Origin of the sequence: Catenibacterium faecis (genome assembly GCF_014306455.1) — a bacterium.
Classification (GTDB): Bacteria; Bacillota_I; Bacilli_A; order Erysipelotrichales; family Coprobacillaceae; genus Catenibacterium; species Catenibacterium mitsuoka_A.
This window is the reverse complement of the sequence record NZ_JACRWG010000025.1, coordinates 16,108-34,910: the sequence shown is the minus strand read 5'-3', so window position 1 is coordinate 34,910 and position 18,803 is coordinate 16,108. Positions and strand designations below refer to the sequence as shown.

Sequence of the window (18,803 nt, the reverse complement as noted above, 5' to 3'; positions counted from 1 at the left end):
CCTCGAGGATCTGGCGGCGATAGCATGATGGACACACCCGTTCCCATCCCGAACACGGAAGTTAAGCATCATAACGGCGACGATAGTGTGAAGACGCGACAATAGCAAGCTGCCAGGTCCTTTTTTTATTATTAAAAAACGAGAAAATAGCCTTAAACAGGCTATTTTTTATTTACAGAAAGAAGTTAAATATCTATCATTCAATATGCATTCATGCTATAATGAACCCGATTATAAAAAAGAAGGAAAGGTGAATTGTATGATTGGTTATTACAACTATACAGTCATTCTAACATATTGTAGTTTAATTAGTGCGATTGTAGGAACTCATTTCGCATTTGAACACAATTATGTTTTGGCATTATTCTGTCTTATGCTTTGTGGCTTTTTTGATTCTTTCGATGGTATCGTTGCACGTTCAAAAAAGGACAGAACAGAAGAAGAAAAGAAGTTTGGTATTCAGATTGATTCTCTTGTAGACTTAATCAGTTTTGGCGTTTATCCTGCAATCATTGCCTACTCAATGGGATTTAATAGTTTCCCTTGTTTGATCATCTTTATTATATATATTCTTGGTGCTGTTATTCGACTAGGATATTTTAATGTTATGGAAGATATGAGACAGCAGCAGACTACTGAAAAAAGAAAATATTACCAGGGATTACCTGTTACATCTTCTTCTCTAATTTTTCCAATGATTTACTGTTTAACAGTATGGCTTAAAGTACCTCAAGTTCAGTTTGTTTATTTAATTGGACTACTAGTTGTAGGTATTCTATTCGTAGCTAATATCAAAGTAATCAAGCCTGACTTTAAGGGTGTCCTAGGTCTTATCGGCTTTGGTATTATTTTATTAATCATTTTAATTATTAAAGGTGTTGTTTTAATCTAGTATGGCAATATTCAAACGTAATGGTGAAAAATTAGAATATGATCAGTCACAGGATCACTTCTTAGAGAAATTGTATGGATCACTTGCAGGAAGATGTTTATTAAAAGTATTAACTCAGCCAGTTATTACTGAACTAGGTGGTGCTTTTATGAATTCTCCTTTATCTAAAGGACAAATCAATTCCTTTGTAGAAAAAAACAATATTGATTTGAATTTATATGAATCACAGGATTATCATTCTTATAACGATTTCTTTACACGTACTATTAAAGATGGTGTAAGACATATCGATATGGATGATAATGCACTGATTGCGCCTTGTGATAGTAAACTCACTGTTTATCCTATTGAGGATACATTACAGCTTAAAATTAAGAATTCAGTTTATACAATTGAAGACTTATTAATGAGTCCTGCACTTGCAGATGAATATAGAGGGGGTCTATGTCTTGTATTTAGACTTACAGTAGATGATTATCATCACTATCATTTCATTGATGATGGAACAGCTGACAAAGATCACTTTATTAAAGGTGTTTTCCATACAGTCAATCCTATCGCAAGTGATTATTATCCTATCTATAAGACAAATAGCCGTTCTTATACAGTTCTTCATACAAAACACTTTGGTGACGTAGTTCAGATGGAAGTAGGGGCTATGATGGTTGGTAAAATTACTAACTTAAATAAGAAAACCTTTAAACGTGGTGAAGAAAAAGGTTATTTTGAATTTGGTGGCAGTACAGTTATCTTATTCATAAAAAAAGATATTGTAGATATTGATGAGGATATTCTCAACATTTCTAAAAATGAAGATGAAGTACGTGTTCTCATGGGAGAACGTATCGGTACACTAAAATAGTGAGAAGGTGAATACCTTCTCATTCTTTTTGTTTTGTTTAAAGAGTTTTATGATATAATTAAGAATGCGAATAAGGAGGTTATGTGATGGGCAAAGTAATCGCAATTACAAACCAAAAAGGTGGCGTAGGAAAAACAACCACTAGTATTAATTTATGTGCAGCACTTGCACTTATGAAGAAGAAAGTATTACTTGTAGATATGGACGCTCAGTCTAATGCGACGCAGGGTATTGGAATCGATCGTTCTAGTTTAGAAAAAACAACTTATGATGTACTTATTGATGAAGTACCCATTGAATCAATCATCAAACATAGTGAAATCCCACATCTAGATGTGGCACCTGCCAGTATTGACTTAGCGGGTGTAGAAGTACAATTATCAGCTATACCAAAGGGAAGAGAAAAACGTTTAAGAAAGGCAATGGATAGTGTCAGAAATCAATATGATTATATTATTATTGATTGTCCACCAGCTTTAGGTTTGTTAAACACAAACGCTCTTACAGCTGCAGATAGTGTCTTAATACCAGTACAGTGTGAATATTATGCACTAGAAGGTTTAACACAGTTATTAAATACTATTTTATTAACACAGTCAGTATTTAACCGTAATCTCACAATTGAAGGTGTATTATTGACTATGCTTGATTCACGTACTAATTTAGGTGTAGAAGTGACACAGGAAGTACGTAAATACTTTAAGGATAAGGTTTATAAAACAGTCATTCCTAGAAATGTAAAGTTATCAGAAGCACCTTCTGCAGGTCTTTCAATATTTGATTATGATTCACGTAGTGAAGGTGCGAAGTCTTACGCACGACTTGCGAAAGAGGTGGTGAGCAGAAATGGCAGATAAGAAAAAACGTTTAAGTAAAGGATTAGATGCAATCTTTGATACAACATCTACAGGCGGAGATCTTCAATCAATGATTTCTGCGATTGAAAGTAATTCTAATGAATTCACTCAAGAAAAAGTTTCTATTGATTTAATCAGACCTAATCCTTATCAGCCTAGAAAACATTTTGATCAGGATAAGTTGAATGAATTGGCTCAGTCTATTAAGGAACATGGTATCCTACAGCCAATTCTATTAAAGAAGTCTATTCATGGTTATGATATTGTAGCTGGTGAAAGAAGATTTAGAGGAGCTAATATTGCAGGGTTGAAAGAAGTACCTGCAATCATTGTAGACTTCACTGATGATCAGATGATGGAAATTGCGCTTCTTGAAAACATTCAGAGAGAAGACTTAAATGCGATAGAAGAAGCACAGGCTTATAAAGCCATGATGGATAAGATGAATCTAACTCAGGAAGAACTAGCTGGACGTATTGGGAAATCAAGAACTCATGTGACTAATACTTTAAGACTTCTTAATATTAATGAAAAGCTCCAGCAGTATATTCTAGAAGGTATTCTTTCTATGGGACATGTTAGACCATTAGTTGGTTTAGATGATGAAACAGCTCTTAAAATCGCCAATCGTGCCATTAAAGAGAAACTTTCTGTACGTCAAGTAGAAGATATAGTCAGAGGCTATAAACTTGCTCAGAAACGTAAAAATGCGCCTAAAAAAGAAAAGAATACAACTTATACATATGCGGAAGATTTACTAAGAAAGAAGTTCCGCACGAAAGTAAAGGTTGAAGAAAAAACAATTACCCTTAAATATTCTGATACAGAAGACCTAAATCGTATTCTAGAAATCATGGGTGTAATAGAAGATATTTAAAGAACAGGAAACTGTTCTTTTTTTCATTTCTAGGAAATATCAATGTTTAATTTATATTCTATGTATAATAAATATGAAAGAAGAGGACAAATGATATGAAACAATTTCCAGAAGGTTTTTTATGGGGCGGTGCTGTTGCTGCCAATCAGTATGAAGGTGGATGGAATGAAGGCGGTAAAGGTATTACTGTCTCAGACTGTGCTAGAAGTCATTTGGATGTAGATGTACAGGATTATAAGAAACAAAACGAAGTCACTACAGCTGACATCGAAGAAGCATTAAAAACACAGGATGAAGTATACTATCCAAAAAGACATGGTGCAGATGGATATCACCACTATAAAGAAGACATTAAGCTATTTGCAGAAATGGGCTTTAAAGTATTCCGTTTATCTATTGCCTGGGCAAGAATCTTCCCTAATGGTGATGATGCAGTACCTAATGAAGAAGGTTTAAAGTTTTATGATGATGTATTTGATGAATGTTTAAAATATGGTATTGAACCATTAGTCACTATTTCTCACTACGAACCACCTATTAATCTTGTATTAAATTATGATGGATGGTATTCAAGAGAAGTCATTGATATGTTTGTACGTTATTGTGAAGTGATTGTAGATAGATATAAGGATAAAGTAAAATACTGGCTTACTTTTAATGAAGTAGACTCTATGATCAGACACCCATATACAACAGGTGCACTTATCAAAGATCGTTTCCCAGGTAAGAACTTTAATGAAGTGATCTTCCAGGCAATGCATCATCAGTTTGTAGCCAGTGCACTTGCAACTAAGATCGTACATGAAGCAAGACCTGATGCTAAAGTAGGTTGTATGTTAACAAAGCTTACTTACTACCCATATACATGTAAACCTGAAGATGTTTTACAGGCACAACAGGATATGAGAAGTACATATTGTTATAGTGATACACAGGTATTTGGTGAATATCCAGCATACTTATTATCTAAATTCAAGAATGAAGGCATCAATATCAAGATGGAACCAGATGACTTAAAAATTATGAAAGAATATCCAGTTGATTTCGTTTCATTCTCTTATTATTCATCTAGCTGTGTTGCAAAAGATGACAACGGTTTAAAGAAGACTGCAGCTAATACTAATGTGGCTATTAAGAACCCATATATTCCATCATCTGACTGGGGATGGCAGATTGACCCTATTGGTTTAAGAATCTCTTTAGTAGACTTATATGACCGTTATAGAAAGCCATTATTTGTAGTAGAAAATGGTTTAGGTGCTAAGGATGAATTAGTGAATGGCACTGTAGATGATCAGTATAGAATTGATTACTTCGATGCACACTTTAAAGAAATGTATAATGCGATTGTAGAAGATGGTGTAGACCTCATGGGTTATACATCTTGGGGATGTATTGATATTGTTTCTGAATCTACAAAACAGATGTCTAAACGTTATGGTTTCATCTATGTAGATTGTGATGATCTAGGTAATGGTACTTATAAACGTTATAAGAAGAAATCATTTGATTATTACAAACATGTCATTGAAACAAATGGTGCATGCTTATTTGAAGATTAAAGGTAGTAGTTTTACTACCTTTTCTTTATGTCGAAAGAATGGTATTATTGAATGGTAAAGAAGTGAGGTATATATGAGAGAAAATTATGATGTAATTGTAGTAGGTGCTGGTCCAGCAGGAATTATGGCAAGTTATGAATTCGTATTAAAGAATCCTAACTTATCAGTATTATTAATTGATAAAGGAAGAGCAGTGACTGCAAGACATTGTCCTATCAAAGATAAGAAGATCAAACAGTGTCCAGTAATTAAGGATAATGAACCAGGTTGTTTACCAGCATGTTCTATTACATGTGGATTTGGTGGTGCGGGTGCTTATTCTGATGGTAAGTTTAATATTACAAGTGAATTTGGTGGATGGCTTACTGATTATCTTCCAGCAAATGAAGTAGAAGATGTCATTCGTTATGTAGATAGCTTATATTTAAAGCATGGGGCAACTAAAGATATTACTGACCCAACTACAGACAAAGTAAAAGAAATCGAACACAGAGGCTATGCAGTAGGTTTAAAGTTATTACGTGCTAAGGTTAGACATTTAGGTACAGAAGAAAACTTACGTATCATGACTGAAATGCAGGAAACATTAAAGGAACATATTGATATCCAGTTTAATACAGAGGTAGAAGATATTATTGTAGAAGATAATACAATCAAGGGTATCAAGCTTGCAAAGGGTGATATCATTACAGCCTCTAAAGTATTACTTGCACCAGGTAGAGATGGTGCGACATGGTTAGACTCTATCTTTAAGAAACATGGTTTAGATCTTTATAACAACCAGGTAGATATTGGTGTACGTGTAGAAACATCTAATATCGTTATGGATGAAATCAACAAGAACTTATATGAAGGTAAGTTCATCTATAACACATCTGTAGGTACAAGAGTAAGAACATTCTGTTCAAACCCTAGTGGACATGTTGTAATAGAAAACCATGAAGGGACAATGATGGCCAATGGACATGCTTATCATGATCCTAAATTAGGTTCTGACAATACTAACTTTGCATTATTAGTATCTCATGTATTCTCTGAACCATTTAACCAGCCTAATGAATTTGCCCATCAGGTGGCTCAACTAGCAAATAAACTTTCAAATGGTTCTATCATCGTACAGAGATATGGTGATATCCAAAAGGGTAGAAGAACAACTGAAAAGCGTTTAAAAGAAGGTTATACAGTGCCTACATTACCAGAAGCTGTTCCAGGTGATTTAGGTCTTGTATTACCATATAATACAATGAAATCAATCGTAGAAATGATTGAAGCATTAGATCACGTAACACCAGGTATTGCGAATGAACATACATTACTTTATGGTGTAGAAGCTAAATTCTATAGTGCAAGACCAAAGGTAAGAGAAGGATTTGAAACTCTTGTAGATGGTTTATATGTTGCTGGTGATGGTGCAGGTTTAACACGAGGACTTGCTCAGGCAGGTGCTAATGGAATCTTAGTTGCAAGAGATATTATTAAAAGATTAGGAGAATAATGATGGAATACGGATTACATGATATTATTGAAATGAAAAAGCCTCATCCATGTAAGAAATCCACACAATGGGAAATCGTAAGAATGGGTGCGGACATTAAAGTGAAATGCATGGGTTGCGGCGCAATTATCATGTTTTCACGAAGAGATTTTGAAAAGAGATTAAAAAAAGTTATCGAACACAAAGATAGTGAATAACTTGACTCCATCAAAAATAAATGATTTAATTGACTTAGAAAAGGATAACTGATGTAGAAAAATCGGTCTCGTCTAACACGCCGTATATCTAATTAGATATATGCCGGATGAGGGATGCCCATTCTTAGAAATGGTTCGACCGCCCCTCCAGTTATCCTTTTTTTATTTACACAAAAACGAGAGGTATGCCTCTCGTTAATTGTTGATACGTTGATGACTGACAAAGTCAGTATGTTCTAATGTTTTAAAAGTATAGCCATTTGCCTGATAGTATTCAATAATTGCAGGTAATGCCTGTACTGTAGTTGTTTTAGTGGCTGTATCATGCATTAAAACACAGACACGTGGTAGTCTTGACTTAGAACTTTCAATAATACGTGCAGGATTTACTGAACGTCCTGTCGCATCATTAGAAGATACATTCCAGTCATAGTACTTATAGCCTTTCTTTTCTACAACCTGTGCAACCTTAGCCATAATTCCCTGTGAATAATGTCTTGATATCGTATTTGAACTTCCTCCAGGGAAACGGATCAATTTGCTGGTACGTCCTGTTTGTTCTTTGATGATTTTCTCAATATTACCTAAATCCTCAAAATAAGTTTCTTCACTTTGATAAATACTATACTTATGTGTATAACTATGTGCACCAATGGCATGTCCTTTTAAATAAGCTGTACGAATATAGCTTTGATAACGCGCATTTTCACCAGTCACAAAGAATGTCGCTTTCACATTATATTTATCGAGAATATCTAATACTTGAGGTGTGTTATGAGAAGGTCCATCATCAAAAGTCAGATAAACCTCTTTTACTTCATCAGCATGTACAGGACTATAAACAAGACTGATTAAAAGCATGAAAGCTATCGCAATATTTATCTTTTTCATGAGCACATCTCCTTTACCGGATACCATTATACACACTTCTCTGTGTAATAGTTATGTAATCTAAAAAAGTTCAATAATAAGACTGAGCACCATACCAGCAGTCACATCACTGATATGATGAAGAACACTTAAAACCCTTGTAATGGCAGTTAAAAATGCGAATATAAGCATCACTATACCAATATATAAATCAAAATGAATCGCAGTAAATGCGATAATAAATGCACTTGCAGCATGTCTAGAAGGGAAAGAACATCCTTCACGATGTTCAAAGAGTGGAGTAACTTCTAAGTAGTCATAGGGACGTGATTGATTAATCAGTTTTCTGATTACTGTCACAATAAGAAATGCGGCACAAGGCTTAATAATCGCATAAATAAGATAATCATCATGGATCATATAGAAGCCAATTAATAACATCACATAAGAAGCCATCATGATATATTTTAATGCGATTGTAAGAAATCCTACCACTTTTTTATAAGTAGGATGAGACCATAAAAATTGATTGAGTCTTTCATATATGTTATTCATTTTATCACCTTCTCCATTATACCATTCATTCATTGCAATTTAACGTTAAGTATAATAAAATAATGTAGATTAAAAGGAGTGAATATAAATTATGTCATTAACTGCAGGAATCGTTGGTTTACCAAACGTTGGTAAATCTACATTATTTAATGCGATCACAAACGCACAGGTAGAAGCAGCCAACTACCCATTCGCAACAATTGACCCTAACGTAGGTGTTGTTGAAGTACCAGATCATAGATTAGATGATCTTGCTGCAATCTTTAATCCAAAGAAGACTATCTATACTACATTTGAATTTACAGATATTGCCGGCCTTGTAAAAGGTGCATCTAGAGGTGAAGGTTTAGGAAATAAATTCTTAGCTAACATCAGAGAAACAGATGCAATCTGTGAAGTAGTAAGATGTTTTAGAGATAAGGATATTACTCACGTTGATGGTTCAGTAGATCCAGTACGTGATGTTGAAACAATCAATCTTGAACTTGTAATGGCTGACTTAGAAACAGTAGACAAGAGAATTGGTAAGATTGAAAAGAAAGCTCAGACTGGTGATAAAGAAGCCAAAGCTGAAATGGACGTATTAGAACCATTAAAAGAAGTATTAGAAGCTGGTAAAATGGCTCGTACGCTTACTTTTAATAAGGAAGAAATGGTTTATGTAAAACAGTTTAACTTATTAACAACTAAGCCTATGATCTATGTAGCGAATATGGGTGAAGAAGATATAGAAGATCCAAATTCAAACCCATACTATATTACTTTAAAAGAATATGCTGCAAAAGAAGGATGCGATGTCGTTCCTATTTGCGCTAAGATTGAAAGTGAATTAGCTGCATTAGATGCAGAAGATAAAGCTATCTTCATGGATGATTTAGGAATCAAGGAAAGTGGTTTAGATAAGCTTATTAAAGAAACATATGCTTTATTAGACTTAAAGACTTTCTTTACTGTAGGTCCTGATGAATGCCGTGCTTGGACATTTACTAATGGTATGACAGCACCAGAAATGGCCGGTATTATTCATACAGACTTCCAGAAAGGTTTCATTAAAGCTGAAACTTATACTTATGATGATATGATGCAGTATAAGAGTGAAGTGGCTTTAAAAGAAGCTGGTAAGATCAGACAGGAAGGAAAAACTTATAAAGGACTTGATGGTGATATCATGTTCTTCAAGTTTAACGTATAATGAAAATCATTAGACGTATTCTTCTTGTAGTATGTTTAGCTGTCTTTCTATATAGTGCAGGTAATCTTGCGAACATTGGATATAAATATCATAAGGTCAACTCTGACAACAAGAAGCTACAAGAAGAAGTCGTCACTGAAGTGAAGCAGGATTCACCACTGGATAGAAAAGTTGATTTTAACCAACTAAAGAGTATTAATGAAGATATCGTAGGATGGATCTATATTCCTAATACAAACATTGATTATGCTTTATTAAAAGGAAAAACAAATGATACATATATTCATACAAACTATGAGAAGAAGCATTCATTTGCAGGCAGTATTTTCTTAGATGAAGATAATAATTCTTCTTTGACTGATAGTAATACAATTATTTATGGTCATAATATGAAGAATGGTTCAATGTTTGCGAATATTAAGAAGTTTACAGATCAGGATTATTTTAATAATCATCCAGAAGTATATATTTATTTACCAGATGGCAGCATTAACGTATATTCTATCTATAGTACTAAGATCATTGATGCAACAAGTGATTATTACTTGAAGGATATTGATTATGCAAGTTATGTGGCTAATGCGAAATCATCCGCTAAACAATCAAGAGATGTAGATTCACAAAATACAGCACCATTATTGCTTTTATCTACTTGTTATGCGCATGATACGCCAACACGTAGTGTTTTATTTGCAAGACTAGAGAAAAACGTAAAGTAATTTACGTTTTTTTTATATATAATGTAATAGAGGTGATTCATGATGTATAGCGCAATTATATTATGTGCAGGAAGTGGTAAGAGAACAGGTCTTGGTTACAACAAGATGTTCTATCAATTACAGGGAGAGACTGTATATGAAAAGACAGTGAATGTCTTTTTACATGATAAGAGATGTGAAGAAATCATTATTGTATGTAAAAAAGAAGAACAGTCACATTTTAAGAAACTATTAAATAAGAAATGTATGAAGTTTGTAGAAGGTGGAAAAGAAAGACAGGATTCTGTTTATGAAGGATTAAAACATGTCACAAGTGATTATGTAATGATTCATGATGGCGCAAGACCTTTTGTGAAAAAAGACCTTCTAGACCGTTTGGTAGTAGGTATGGAAGAACATAAGGCAGTTCTTGCAATGGTGCCATGTAAAGATACAATCAAGCGTGTGAAGGATGGTAAGGTAGTAGAAACACTTATTAGATCTGAACTGATGCAGGCACAGACACCACAGGCTTTTGATACAGTACTTATTAGAAATGCTTATAAAGAAGCCATTGAAAATAATATCCAGGCAACAGATGATGCATCTATGTTGGAATTACAGGGTAAAGATGTCTATGTTGTAGAAGGTGATTATGACAATATTAAAATCACTACGAAAGAAGATCTAAAATAGTAAAAAAAACTTCGATTTATCATTGCTTTTTTGATTTTTTTGTGATATTATGAACGAGCATGTAAAATATTACTGCCTGTCTAGAAGTATTCTAGACCGTCAAGACCAGAGGAGGTAAAAAAATGAACAAGTATGAAATTATGATGATTTTAAAACCTGATTTAGAAGATGATGCTAAGAATGCAGTATTAGATGGTTTTAAAGCAATCTTAACTGAAGGTGAAGGTGTTGTTGATAACGTTGACACTGAAAAGTTAGGCTTACGTGAATTAGCTTACGAAATCAAAGATTATACTAAGGGATTATATGTAGTAATCGATACTCATACAACTCCAGAAGCAATCGCTGAATTCGAACGTTTATCACGTATCAACCCAAGCGTATTACGTCACTTAACTTTAAGAAGAGACTAAGAAGAGGTGAGGGCGAATGCTTAACCGTGTCGCATTAGTCGGAAGACTTACAAGAGATCCTGAATTAAGAAGAACAGGTAATGGTACAGCTGTAACAAGTTTTACTTTAGCAGTTGATCGTAACTTCTCAACAAGAGATGGTCAGGAAGCTGATTTCATCAACTGTGTTGTATGGAGAAAACCTGCTGAAAATGTTGCACAGTACTGCAGCAAGGGTTCACTTGTGTCAGTCGACGGTCGTATACAGACTCGTAGTTACGACAACAATCAAGGCCAGAGAGTTTATGTAACAGAGGTTGTGGCTGATTCAGTTCAGTTCTTGGAAACAAGAGCACAGAGAGAAAGAGCTCAGCAGAGTGCACCTATGATGCAGCAACCTACAATGACTCAGCAGCCTAGACAAAACAACAATGACTTCTATGATATGAAGACAGTGGATCTAGATAAAGATTTTGATGATTCAGTGAATTCATATGATATCATGGATGACGATATTCAATTCTAACAGGAGGAAACAACAATGGCTTTCAGAAGACAGAGAATGGGTAGAAGAAAAGTTTGCTACTTCACTAAAAACAAGATTGATTACATCGATTATAAAGATGTTGAACTTTTAAAGAGATTTATCTCAGCTAACGGTAAAATCATCCCAAGACGTGTAACTGGTACAAGCGCTAAGTATCAGAGAAAACTTGCTAGAGCAATCAAGAGAGCAAGACAGATGGCTTTATTACCATACGTTGGTGAATAATTCTAACCTATGAACCTTGATGTAAATCAAGGTTTTTTTTATTTGCTGAGGAGTTTCTGGTACTAATTTGGTACTATTATGAAATGTAATTTAATATTAAATTAATTGAATAGGCTCTTGATAAGAGATACTACTAACGGTAATTAAGTGAACTACCTCGACTTAAGTAAGTCGCAGTAGTACACAATGAGTATATGTTAAAAGCGTTCCGTGGAACGCTCTTGGAACGCTCTTGGAACGCTTTGTAAATATCATCTCAAATTGTAACTTAAGTAATATATATGATAATGCTTTAACTGACTTAATCGTTTGATATAATAGAATAATCGAGGGAGTGATTATAATGAGAATGGAAGAATTGCAAGATTTAATTAATGGTGGAGAAAATTTAAAAGTTGAGTTTAAATCTTGGATTGAAACTCCTAATTTTAAAAGTCTTATTAAGTTATGTGTAAAAGAAGTAGTGGCACTCGCTAATTCAGACGGGGGATATTTATTATTAGGAGTAGAGGATGATGGAACTATTACTGGATGTGAAAAATATGATTTACAGAATATAATAGAAAGTATCTATGATAGAACAGTTCCAAAATTATTTACACGAGTAGAGAGTCAGAAAATTGAAGATAAAGATGTTATTATTATATATATAGATAAAAGCAAAAGACTATGTGGAACTTCTTCAGGTGAATATTATAAACGATTAGGTAAAAATTCTAAACCATACACTCCTGAAAAAATGAAAGATGTATTTGATGAAGATACTGATTATTCATCTCAGATAATTGATTCGACTACGGAAGATGATATAAATTTGTTAGAAGTATATAAATTAAAAGAAAAATTAAAAACTAGAGACAGAGAATCAACTCTAGTAGAATTAGATGACATGTCTTTTTTGAAAAATCTTTCTTTGATCAAGGAAACTGATGAAGGAATTAAGCTTACTGTTGCAGGATTGCTTTTTGTTGGAAAAGAGTTATCTATTCAAAAATTAATGCCTCAAGCTGAATGTATTTATTTACATTATAGTGATAATAATACAGAAGAATATGACAGTAGATTAGATTTAAAACTGCCTATTATTTCTGTGTTAGATCGTCTAACAGAGAAAATTCAAAATTTCAATCATCTCATTAATATTCAAGTTGGATTGTTTAGATTAGAAATTTATAATTTTTCTGAAAAAGTCTTTCAAGAAGCATTACTAAATGCATATACACATCGTCGATATGATAGCCCTGGATCAATTTACGTTAAACATTATTCAGATAAATTAGTAATTGAAAGCCCTGGTGGTTTTTTGGCTGATATAAATGAGAATAATATTATTACTCACCCTTCTTTACCAAGAAATAAATTGATTGCAGAAACTTTGCAAAGATTAAGGTATGTACAAAGATCGGGACAAGGTATCGATATTATATTTAAAGAAATGTTGTCAATGGGAAAACCATATCCTGAATATACGGTATATAATGATGCAATACGTTTAACATTATATAGTGCGACTGAGGATATGGAATTTGTAAAGTTTATTGCTGAAACACAAGATAAGCGTTTGCAACAATTCAGTTTGTCAGAATTAATGATAATGCGTTATTTATATGAAAATAAAGAAATTTCTTTATCTCAGGCAGCTAAACTAACTCAATTATCTATAAATGATGTAAGGCATAGTTTAAGAACTTTGGAAAATGAAGCTTTGATTGAAGTATCAGGAAAAGTTTATATGCTAACGGCGCAAACATACGATAGGGTAAAATCTGATATTAAATATGTACAGGATAAAGCTATTACATATTTGAAAGCAAAAAGTTTAATCCTAGATTATTTAGAAACACATGAAAGTATCAATAATGAAAAGATACGTATGTTATGTCGTTGTTCAAAAAAACAGGCTAGCACATATACAAAAAAAATGCGTGATGAGAATATTCTTGAAATGATTGGAAAGAGTATACACACGAAATATGTAAAAAAATAAATTGCGTTCCAAAAGCGTTCTTGGAACGCTTTTAACTTTAAGAGTATTTTACTCTTATATTCCTATTTAAAGTACCATCAGGAAAAGATCAAAAAATATTCAGTTAATCCAAATTTCAACAATCTTAAAAAGGTTATTCACCGTTTAATAGTGAATAACCTTTTTGTATAAGATATTAGTCTAGTGAAATATGTCTCTTAACTTTTTCTTCTGGATGAATATTATCTCTCTTCTTTCCAGTCATACTCAATACTTTAATTCTAAATACTTCAATAGCACCAATCATCTTTGTATTGAATTTGAAGTCTTCTTCATGATAATGGCGCATTAATACCTTTAACCCATGCATCTTCTCTTCTTCACTTAAGAATTCTACTTCACCATAACCAATGACACTCTCATATCCCATAGTACAGGACATTCTCTCATCATATAAGATAATATTATGTTCACAGTCCATCTCAAAAGAAACATTCTTATTCTGTTTCATAAGATCAATCTTCTTACCAATCTTTGCACCATGAAAGTATAAATATAATTGATTATCCTCTACATCAGTCCCAAAGTTAAGAGGAACGATATAAGGGAATGTTTCATCAAACATGGCAACTCTGCATGTATCACATTTCGCAATGATTTTCATCATTTCATCAAAGTCAGTTATTTCTCTATCTTTTCGTCTCATCACAAACACCTCCTTATTCAATTATAATACTTCACCATTAGATGCAATCACTTTTTTGTACCATTCGTAAGAATCTTTCTTGCTTCTTTCTAATGTACCATTTCCTTCATTATCTCTATCTACATAAATAAAGCCATAACGCTTTTTCATTTCACCTGTAGTAAAAGAAATACAGTCAATACAACCCCAAGGTGTATAACCCATTAAATTGACTCCATCTTCTTCTACAGCTTTTTTCATCTGTTCAATATGTGCTCTTAAATAGTCAATACGATAGGAATCATGACAACTGCCATCTTCTTCCTTCTTATCAATAGCACCAAAACCATTCTCTACAATAAACATTGGTAGTTCATATCTTTCATAGAATTGATTCAATACATATCTTAAACCTTCAGGATCAATAGCCCATCCCCAGTCAGTTTCTTTGATATATGGATTCTTAACAGAATGTTCACTAGAACCATCTGTAGTAGTAGAAACATCTCTGATAGAATTAGAATCAACTGTATTAGACATATAATAACTAAATCCAATATAATCCACAGTACCTTCTGATAAAGCTTTTTTATCTTCATCAGTAATATTAATATTAAACCCTTTTCTTTCAAACATCTTTAATGCATAAGCAGGATAGTGTCCACGACACTGCACATCACTAAAGAAGAAACGATCATGCATTAACTGCTGTGCTAATAACTGATCCTTAGGAGAACAACTATAAGGATAGAAAGGAACCATAGAAATCATATTCCCAATTAAGAAATCAGGATTAATCTCTTTACCGATCTTAACAGCTTTTGCGCTTGCTACTAAAGTATGATGTGCACACTGATACATGGCTTCTTCTGGATTATCATAATTTCCAAAATGAGCACCACTATTTGTCCAGCCATAAATATCATTCACAAAGTTCATCTGGTTATTGATTTCATTGAAAGTCATCCAGTACTTTACTTTATTTTTGTATCTTTTAAAGCATACTTCAGCAAACTTCACAAAGAAATCGACTGTTTTTCTGTTCATGAATCCGCCATATTCTTTGGCAAGATGATAAGGCATTTCAAAGTGAGATAAAGTAATAACTGGTTCAATACCATACTTTAATAATTCATCAAATACATCATCATAGAACTGTAAACCTTCTTCATCTGGCTGTTCTTCATCACCTAATGGGAAGATTCTTGTCCAGGCAATAGATGTTCTAAAACACTTAAAGCCCATATCTGCAAACATCGCAATATCCTCTTTATAATGATGATAGAAATCAATTCCAATATGATTAGGATAATACTTTCCTTCAATCACACCATCAGTAATTTCTCTAGGCACACCATGAGCACCTGCAGTCATTACATCTGCAACACTTAAACCTTTAGTAGTATCTAGTACACCACCCTCAAACTGATGAGCAGCTAAAGCGCCACCCCATAAAAAGTCTTTGTTTAACATATTGGTCTCCTTATTATATTTAATTTTGTAAGTTAAGATAATAGAAGCAAATACAAAAGTAATCGCATTTGCACCAATTAAGTTCATATCCTGAATTTTGATACCATGAATAATCCATAAGAATACACCTAACACGAAGGCAATATACATACCTAGTGAAATACCAGAAGTATCCTTTGTCTTAATAACCTGATAAGCTTGTGGCACGAATGAGATAGTAGTAAGAATTGCGGCGGTAGTTCCAACCATTTTTAGTCCTCCTCTTTTCTATGACTCTAAGATAATGTATCTCAAAATAGTAATCAATAGTTCAAGGAATGACCGGAATAGTGTGACAAAAACTCTTTAAAATATAAAAGAATGATGTCACATTGTGACATCATTCATTCTCTGAAGAATAGATTTTCGCATATAAATCATCTACTTCTTTTGCTTGTTTATAATCATATGAGAATAAGGCAGTGTAGATTAAATCAAAGATATATTTCAAAGAAATATAGAAAATCATATCTTTGAGGTTATCAAGTTCTCCGTGATTGATTCCATATAACACATAAGGTGTTTTATGAGCTAAATCATTTGTATCATCCGTTGTAATCACGATAAAAGGAATATGTCTTTGTTTGAGAGTATCCGCAATATTCAATAAGTGTCTTGTCTTACCGAACTTACTTATAAGAATCACTGTATGATCACTTGTGACATTCAAACTGAACCAAAGCTGTTTATTTCCATTATGATATACATTCACAAACTTATTCACGCTTGATAATATATGACTTCCATACTCACTAATAGCTGCATTCGCATCATTTGCAATAATATCAATATATTTATTTCTAGAAATCATAGTCATAACTTCATTAAACACATTTGAATTTAAATGTTCCTTTGTCTGGTTGATAATACCTGTTTCTATTTCCGCAAGTTTATTCTTAATAGTATACAGATCTTCATTAGACATAATGCGCATATTGGATAGTGTATATTTATTGAGCAGGCTATGGATATTTAACTTAAAGTCATTATAGCTTTTAAAGCCAATCTTCTTTACTAAACGAATGATTGCAGTAGGGCTGCTGTAAGTCTCTTTCGCAAGCTGATGTGATGAATAAGATGTAATCTCTTCACTATGTTCAATAATATACTGTATGATAAATAAATCATTTTCATTGAGTTTAAAATCTTTTTTAAACTGTTCTAGAATCGTAGGATGCATACTATCACCTCACCTCATTCTACCAAAATATAGAATTATGATGCAAACAGTTTCATAATACTATCTTTATTTATTCAGCATGGTATACTGTTGTAGAGATATAAAGAAAAGAGGTTAGAAAATGTACGCAAAAAATACATGGGAAAAGTATAAGGACAATCTCAATGAAGTCATGGAATATAATGAAGGTTATAAAGATTATATTTCAAAAAACAAAACAGAACGTGCTTGTGTTAAAGATTCTACTCGTTTAGCCAAAGAAAAAGGATTCAAGCCATTAGACTCTTTTGAAACACTTAAGCCAGGAGACAAGGTTTATGTCAACAACAGAGATAAGAATATCGCATTATTTGTGATTGGTAATAAGCCACTTACAGAAGGTATGAGAATCTTAGGCGCTCATATTGACTCTCCTAGAATGGACTTAAAACAGAATCCATTATATGAATCAGAAGGATTCGTATTAGCTGATACACACTATTATGGTGGTGTAAAGAAATACCAGTGGGTAACTATCCCTCTATCATTATATGGCGTTGTCGCAAAGAAAGATGGTACTGTCGTAGATGTTGTGATTGGTGAAGATGATAATGATCCAGTAGTAGGTATCTCTGATTTACTTATTCACTTAGCTGCAGAACAGTTAGATAAGAAAGCAGCTAAAGTGATTGAAGGTGAAAACCTTGATGTTACTTTAGGTAATATGCCTTTAGTAGGTGAAGAAAAAGATGCAGTGAAGGCAAATATCTTAAAGCTATTAAAAGATAAATATGACATCGAAGAAGAAGATTTTGTATCAGCTGAAATTGAAGTTGTACCAAGTGGTAAAGCAAGAGACTATGGTTTAGATCGTTCAATGATTGCTGGTTATGGTCATGATGATAGAGTATGTGCCTATACATCTTTAACTGCAATTCTTGATATGGATGTATGTGACTATACATGCTGTACTATTCTTGTAGATAAAGAAGAAATCGGTTCAGTAGGTGCTACAGGTGCACAGTCTTTATTCTTTGAAAATACAGTTGGTGAAATGTTAGTGAAGATGGGTATTGATAGTTTTGTGCAGACAAGACTTACTTTATCTAGATCAAAGATGCTTTCAAGTGATGTATCTGCTGGTGTAGATCCATTATTTGTAAGTGTGAATGATAAGAAGAACGCTGCTTATTTAGGTAATGGTATTGTATTTAATAAATATACTGGTGCAAGAGGTAAGAGTGGAAGTAATGATGCATCTGCTGAATATGTTGCGAGAATTCGTGCTGTGATGGATGAATCAAATATCCATTATCAGACAGCTGAACTTGGTAAGGTAGACCTAGGTGGAGGAGGCACTATTGCTTATATCCTAGGAAACTACAACATGGATGTTATTGATGCAGGTATTGCAGTATTAAACATGCATGCACCAATGGAAGTCGTATCTAAAGTAGACGTATACGAAACATATCAGGCATATAAAGCGTTCTTAAAGAATGCATAATTCATAGAACTGTAGTTAAAACAGGTAGTAAACTTTATGTATTTCCACCTTGGATAA

General features: G+C 33.2%; 20 protein-coding genes and 1 rRNA gene. 16 read left to right on the top strand and 5 right to left on the bottom strand.

Features of this window, described 5'->3' with window-relative positions:
- Positions 1-9 precede the first annotated feature (9 nt).
- From rrf to H8909_RS07055, 8 genes are all read left to right on the top strand, one after another.
- Positions 10-118, top strand: a 5S ribosomal RNA gene (rrf, locus tag H8909_RS07090).
- Between the two features lie 141 nt (positions 119-259).
- Entirely contained in the window at positions 260-892 is a 633-nt protein-coding gene (locus tag H8909_RS07085; protein ID WP_129981208.1) for a CDP-alcohol phosphatidyltransferase family protein, read from the top strand.
- Between the two features lies 1 nt (position 893).
- Positions 894-1,754 carry a phosphatidylserine decarboxylase gene (locus tag H8909_RS07080; protein WP_187012321.1) on the top strand — a complete coding sequence of 287 codons (861 nt, stop codon included), beginning with the start codon at positions 894-896 and terminating at the stop codon, positions 1,752-1,754.
- Positions 1,755-1,840: 86 nt separating this feature from the next.
- A complete protein-coding gene (locus H8909_RS07075) occupies positions 1,841-2,611 on the top strand; it encodes a ParA family protein (RefSeq protein ID WP_187012320.1) in 771 nt (256 codons plus the stop codon).
- On the top strand, positions 2,601-3,488 hold the full coding sequence (locus H8909_RS07070) for a ParB/RepB/Spo0J family partition protein (protein WP_022425722.1): 888 nt from the start codon (positions 2,601-2,603) through the stop codon (positions 3,486-3,488). Before H8909_RS07075 ends, H8909_RS07070 begins: the two co-directional genes overlap by 11 nt.
- 95 nt (positions 3,489-3,583) lie before the next feature.
- On the top strand, positions 3,584-5,050 hold the full coding sequence (locus H8909_RS07065; RefSeq protein ID WP_187012319.1) for a glycoside hydrolase family 1 protein: 1,467 nt from the start codon (positions 3,584-3,586) through the stop codon (positions 5,048-5,050).
- Between the two features lie 73 nt (positions 5,051-5,123).
- Positions 5,124-6,545, top strand: a complete 1,422-nt coding sequence (locus H8909_RS07060; RefSeq protein ID WP_187012318.1) for an NAD(P)/FAD-dependent oxidoreductase — start codon at positions 5,124-5,126, stop codon at positions 6,543-6,545.
- A 2-nt stretch (positions 6,546-6,547) separates the two neighbouring features.
- Positions 6,548-6,742: a DUF951 domain-containing protein gene (locus H8909_RS07055; RefSeq protein WP_187012317.1), complete on the top strand. Its 195-nt coding sequence runs from the start codon at positions 6,548-6,550 to the stop codon at positions 6,740-6,742.
- Between the two features lie 195 nt (positions 6,743-6,937).
- On the opposite strand, the gene H8909_RS07050 is transcribed toward H8909_RS07055, so the two are convergent.
- Positions 6,938-7,633 carry a polysaccharide deacetylase family protein gene (locus tag H8909_RS07050; RefSeq protein ID WP_238928243.1) on the bottom strand — a complete coding sequence of 232 codons (696 nt, stop codon included), beginning with the start codon at positions 7,631-7,633 and terminating at the stop codon, positions 6,938-6,940.
- Positions 7,634-7,693: 60 nt separating this feature from the next.
- The gene (locus H8909_RS07045) at positions 7,694-8,167 is read right to left on the bottom strand and encodes a phosphatase PAP2 family protein (RefSeq protein WP_187012315.1); all 474 of its coding nucleotides are present in this window, start codon (positions 8,165-8,167) and stop codon (positions 7,694-7,696) included.
- Positions 8,168-8,258: 91 nt separating this feature from the next.
- Between H8909_RS07045 and ychF the strand changes: the two genes are divergently transcribed.
- From ychF to H8909_RS07010, 7 genes are all read left to right on the top strand, one after another.
- Entirely contained in the window at positions 8,259-9,359 is a 1,101-nt protein-coding gene (gene ychF / locus H8909_RS07040; RefSeq protein ID WP_187012314.1) for a redox-regulated ATPase YchF, read from the top strand.
- The gene (gene srtB, locus H8909_RS07035; protein WP_187012313.1) at positions 9,359-10,078 is read left to right on the top strand and encodes a class B sortase; all 720 of its coding nucleotides are present in this window, start codon (positions 9,359-9,361) and stop codon (positions 10,076-10,078) included. Before ychF ends, srtB begins: the two co-directional genes overlap by 1 nt.
- Positions 10,079-10,120: 42 nt before the next feature.
- Positions 10,121-10,753 (top strand): 2-C-methyl-D-erythritol 4-phosphate cytidylyltransferase, encoded by a 633-nt coding sequence (ispD, locus tag H8909_RS07030; RefSeq protein WP_117459109.1) that lies wholly within the window; start codon positions 10,121-10,123, stop codon positions 10,751-10,753.
- A 122-nt stretch (positions 10,754-10,875) separates the two neighbouring features.
- Positions 10,876-11,166 (top strand): 30S ribosomal protein S6, encoded by a 291-nt coding sequence (gene rpsF, locus H8909_RS07025; RefSeq protein ID WP_117459108.1) that lies wholly within the window; start codon positions 10,876-10,878, stop codon positions 11,164-11,166.
- 16 nt (positions 11,167-11,182) lie between these two features.
- A complete protein-coding gene (ssb, locus tag H8909_RS07020; protein ID WP_117459107.1) occupies positions 11,183-11,671 on the top strand; it encodes a single-stranded DNA-binding protein in 489 nt (162 codons plus the stop codon).
- 15 nt (positions 11,672-11,686) lie between these two features.
- Positions 11,687-11,917, top strand: a complete 231-nt coding sequence (gene rpsR / locus H8909_RS07015) for a 30S ribosomal protein S18 (RefSeq protein ID WP_006505606.1) — start codon at positions 11,687-11,689, stop codon at positions 11,915-11,917.
- 343 nt (positions 11,918-12,260) lie between these two features.
- Positions 12,261-13,904 carry an RNA/DNA-binding domain-containing protein gene (locus H8909_RS07010; RefSeq protein WP_187012312.1) on the top strand — a complete coding sequence of 548 codons (1,644 nt, stop codon included), beginning with the start codon at positions 12,261-12,263 and terminating at the stop codon, positions 13,902-13,904.
- 175 nt (positions 13,905-14,079) lie between these two features.
- On the opposite strand, the gene H8909_RS07005 is transcribed toward H8909_RS07010, so the two are convergent.
- The 3 genes from H8909_RS07005 to H8909_RS06995 all read right to left on the bottom strand — a co-directional run bounded on the left by H8909_RS07005 (position 14,080) and on the right by H8909_RS06995 (position 17,260).
- On the bottom strand, positions 14,080-14,589 hold the full coding sequence (locus H8909_RS07005; RefSeq protein ID WP_187012311.1) for a pyridoxamine 5'-phosphate oxidase family protein: 510 nt from the start codon (positions 14,587-14,589) through the stop codon (positions 14,080-14,082).
- Between the two features lie 21 nt (positions 14,590-14,610).
- Entirely contained in the window at positions 14,611-16,290 is a 1,680-nt protein-coding gene (locus H8909_RS07000) for a 6-phospho-beta-glucosidase (protein ID WP_187012310.1), read from the bottom strand.
- Positions 16,291-16,420: 130 nt separating this feature from the next.
- On the bottom strand, positions 16,421-17,260 hold the full coding sequence (locus H8909_RS06995) for a MurR/RpiR family transcriptional regulator (protein WP_187012309.1): 840 nt from the start codon (positions 17,258-17,260) through the stop codon (positions 16,421-16,423).
- A 121-nt stretch (positions 17,261-17,381) separates the two neighbouring features.
- Here H8909_RS06995 and H8909_RS06990 point away from each other — a divergent pair, with 121 nt between their 5' ends.
- Positions 17,382-18,746, top strand: a complete 1,365-nt coding sequence (locus H8909_RS06990; RefSeq protein WP_187012308.1) for an aminopeptidase — start codon at positions 17,382-17,384, stop codon at positions 18,744-18,746.
- The last annotated feature ends 57 nt before the right edge of the window (positions 18,747-18,803 follow it).

Excerpts from the sequence above, each read along its gene's own strand:
- H8909_RS07075 (WP_187012320.1), top strand. The coding sequence starts at position 1,841 with ATGGGCAAAGTAATCGCAATTACAAACCAAAAAGGTGGCGTAGGAAAA.
- H8909_RS07065 (WP_187012319.1), top strand. The coding sequence starts at position 3,584 with ATGAAACAATTTCCAGAAGGTTTTTTATGGGGCGGTGCTGTTGCTGCC.
- H8909_RS07060 (WP_187012318.1), top strand. The coding sequence starts at position 5,124 with ATGAGAGAAAATTATGATGTAATTGTAGTAGGTGCTGGTCCAGCAGGA.
- H8909_RS07080 (WP_187012321.1), top strand. The coding sequence starts at position 894 with ATGGCAATATTCAAACGTAATGGTGAAAAATTAGAATATGATCAGTCA.
- rpsF (WP_117459108.1), top strand. The coding sequence starts at position 10,876 with ATGAACAAGTATGAAATTATGATGATTTTAAAACCTGATTTAGAAGAT.
- H8909_RS07055 (WP_187012317.1), top strand. The coding sequence starts at position 6,548 with ATGGAATACGGATTACATGATATTATTGAAATGAAAAAGCCTCATCCA.
- rpsR (WP_006505606.1), top strand. The coding sequence starts at position 11,687 with ATGGCTTTCAGAAGACAGAGAATGGGTAGAAGAAAAGTTTGCTACTTC.
- H8909_RS07050 (WP_238928243.1), bottom strand. The coding sequence starts at position 7,633 with ATGAAAAAGATAAATATTGCGATAGCTTTCATGCTTTTAATCAGTCTT.
- ssb (WP_117459107.1), top strand. The coding sequence starts at position 11,183 with ATGCTTAACCGTGTCGCATTAGTCGGAAGACTTACAAGAGATCCTGAA.
- H8909_RS07070 (WP_022425722.1), top strand. The coding sequence starts at position 2,601 with ATGGCAGATAAGAAAAAACGTTTAAGTAAAGGATTAGATGCAATCTTT.
- H8909_RS06995 (WP_187012309.1), bottom strand. The coding sequence starts at position 17,260 with ATGCATCCTACGATTCTAGAACAGTTTAAAAAAGATTTTAAACTCAAT.
- H8909_RS07045 (WP_187012315.1), bottom strand. The coding sequence starts at position 8,167 with ATGAATAACATATATGAAAGACTCAATCAATTTTTATGGTCTCATCCT.
- H8909_RS07005 (WP_187012311.1), bottom strand. The coding sequence starts at position 14,589 with ATGAGACGAAAAGATAGAGAAATAACTGACTTTGATGAAATGATGAAA.
- ispD (WP_117459109.1), top strand. The coding sequence starts at position 10,121 with ATGTATAGCGCAATTATATTATGTGCAGGAAGTGGTAAGAGAACAGGT.
- srtB (WP_187012313.1), top strand. The coding sequence starts at position 9,359 with ATGAAAATCATTAGACGTATTCTTCTTGTAGTATGTTTAGCTGTCTTT.
- H8909_RS07000 (WP_187012310.1), bottom strand. The coding sequence starts at position 16,290 with ATGGTTGGAACTACCGCCGCAATTCTTACTACTATCTCATTCGTGCCA.
- H8909_RS07010 (WP_187012312.1), top strand. The coding sequence starts at position 12,261 with ATGAGAATGGAAGAATTGCAAGATTTAATTAATGGTGGAGAAAATTTA.
- ychF (WP_187012314.1), top strand. The coding sequence starts at position 8,259 with ATGTCATTAACTGCAGGAATCGTTGGTTTACCAAACGTTGGTAAATCT.
- H8909_RS07085 (WP_129981208.1), top strand. The coding sequence starts at position 260 with ATGATTGGTTATTACAACTATACAGTCATTCTAACATATTGTAGTTTA.
- H8909_RS06990 (WP_187012308.1), top strand. The coding sequence starts at position 17,382 with ATGTACGCAAAAAATACATGGGAAAAGTATAAGGACAATCTCAATGAA.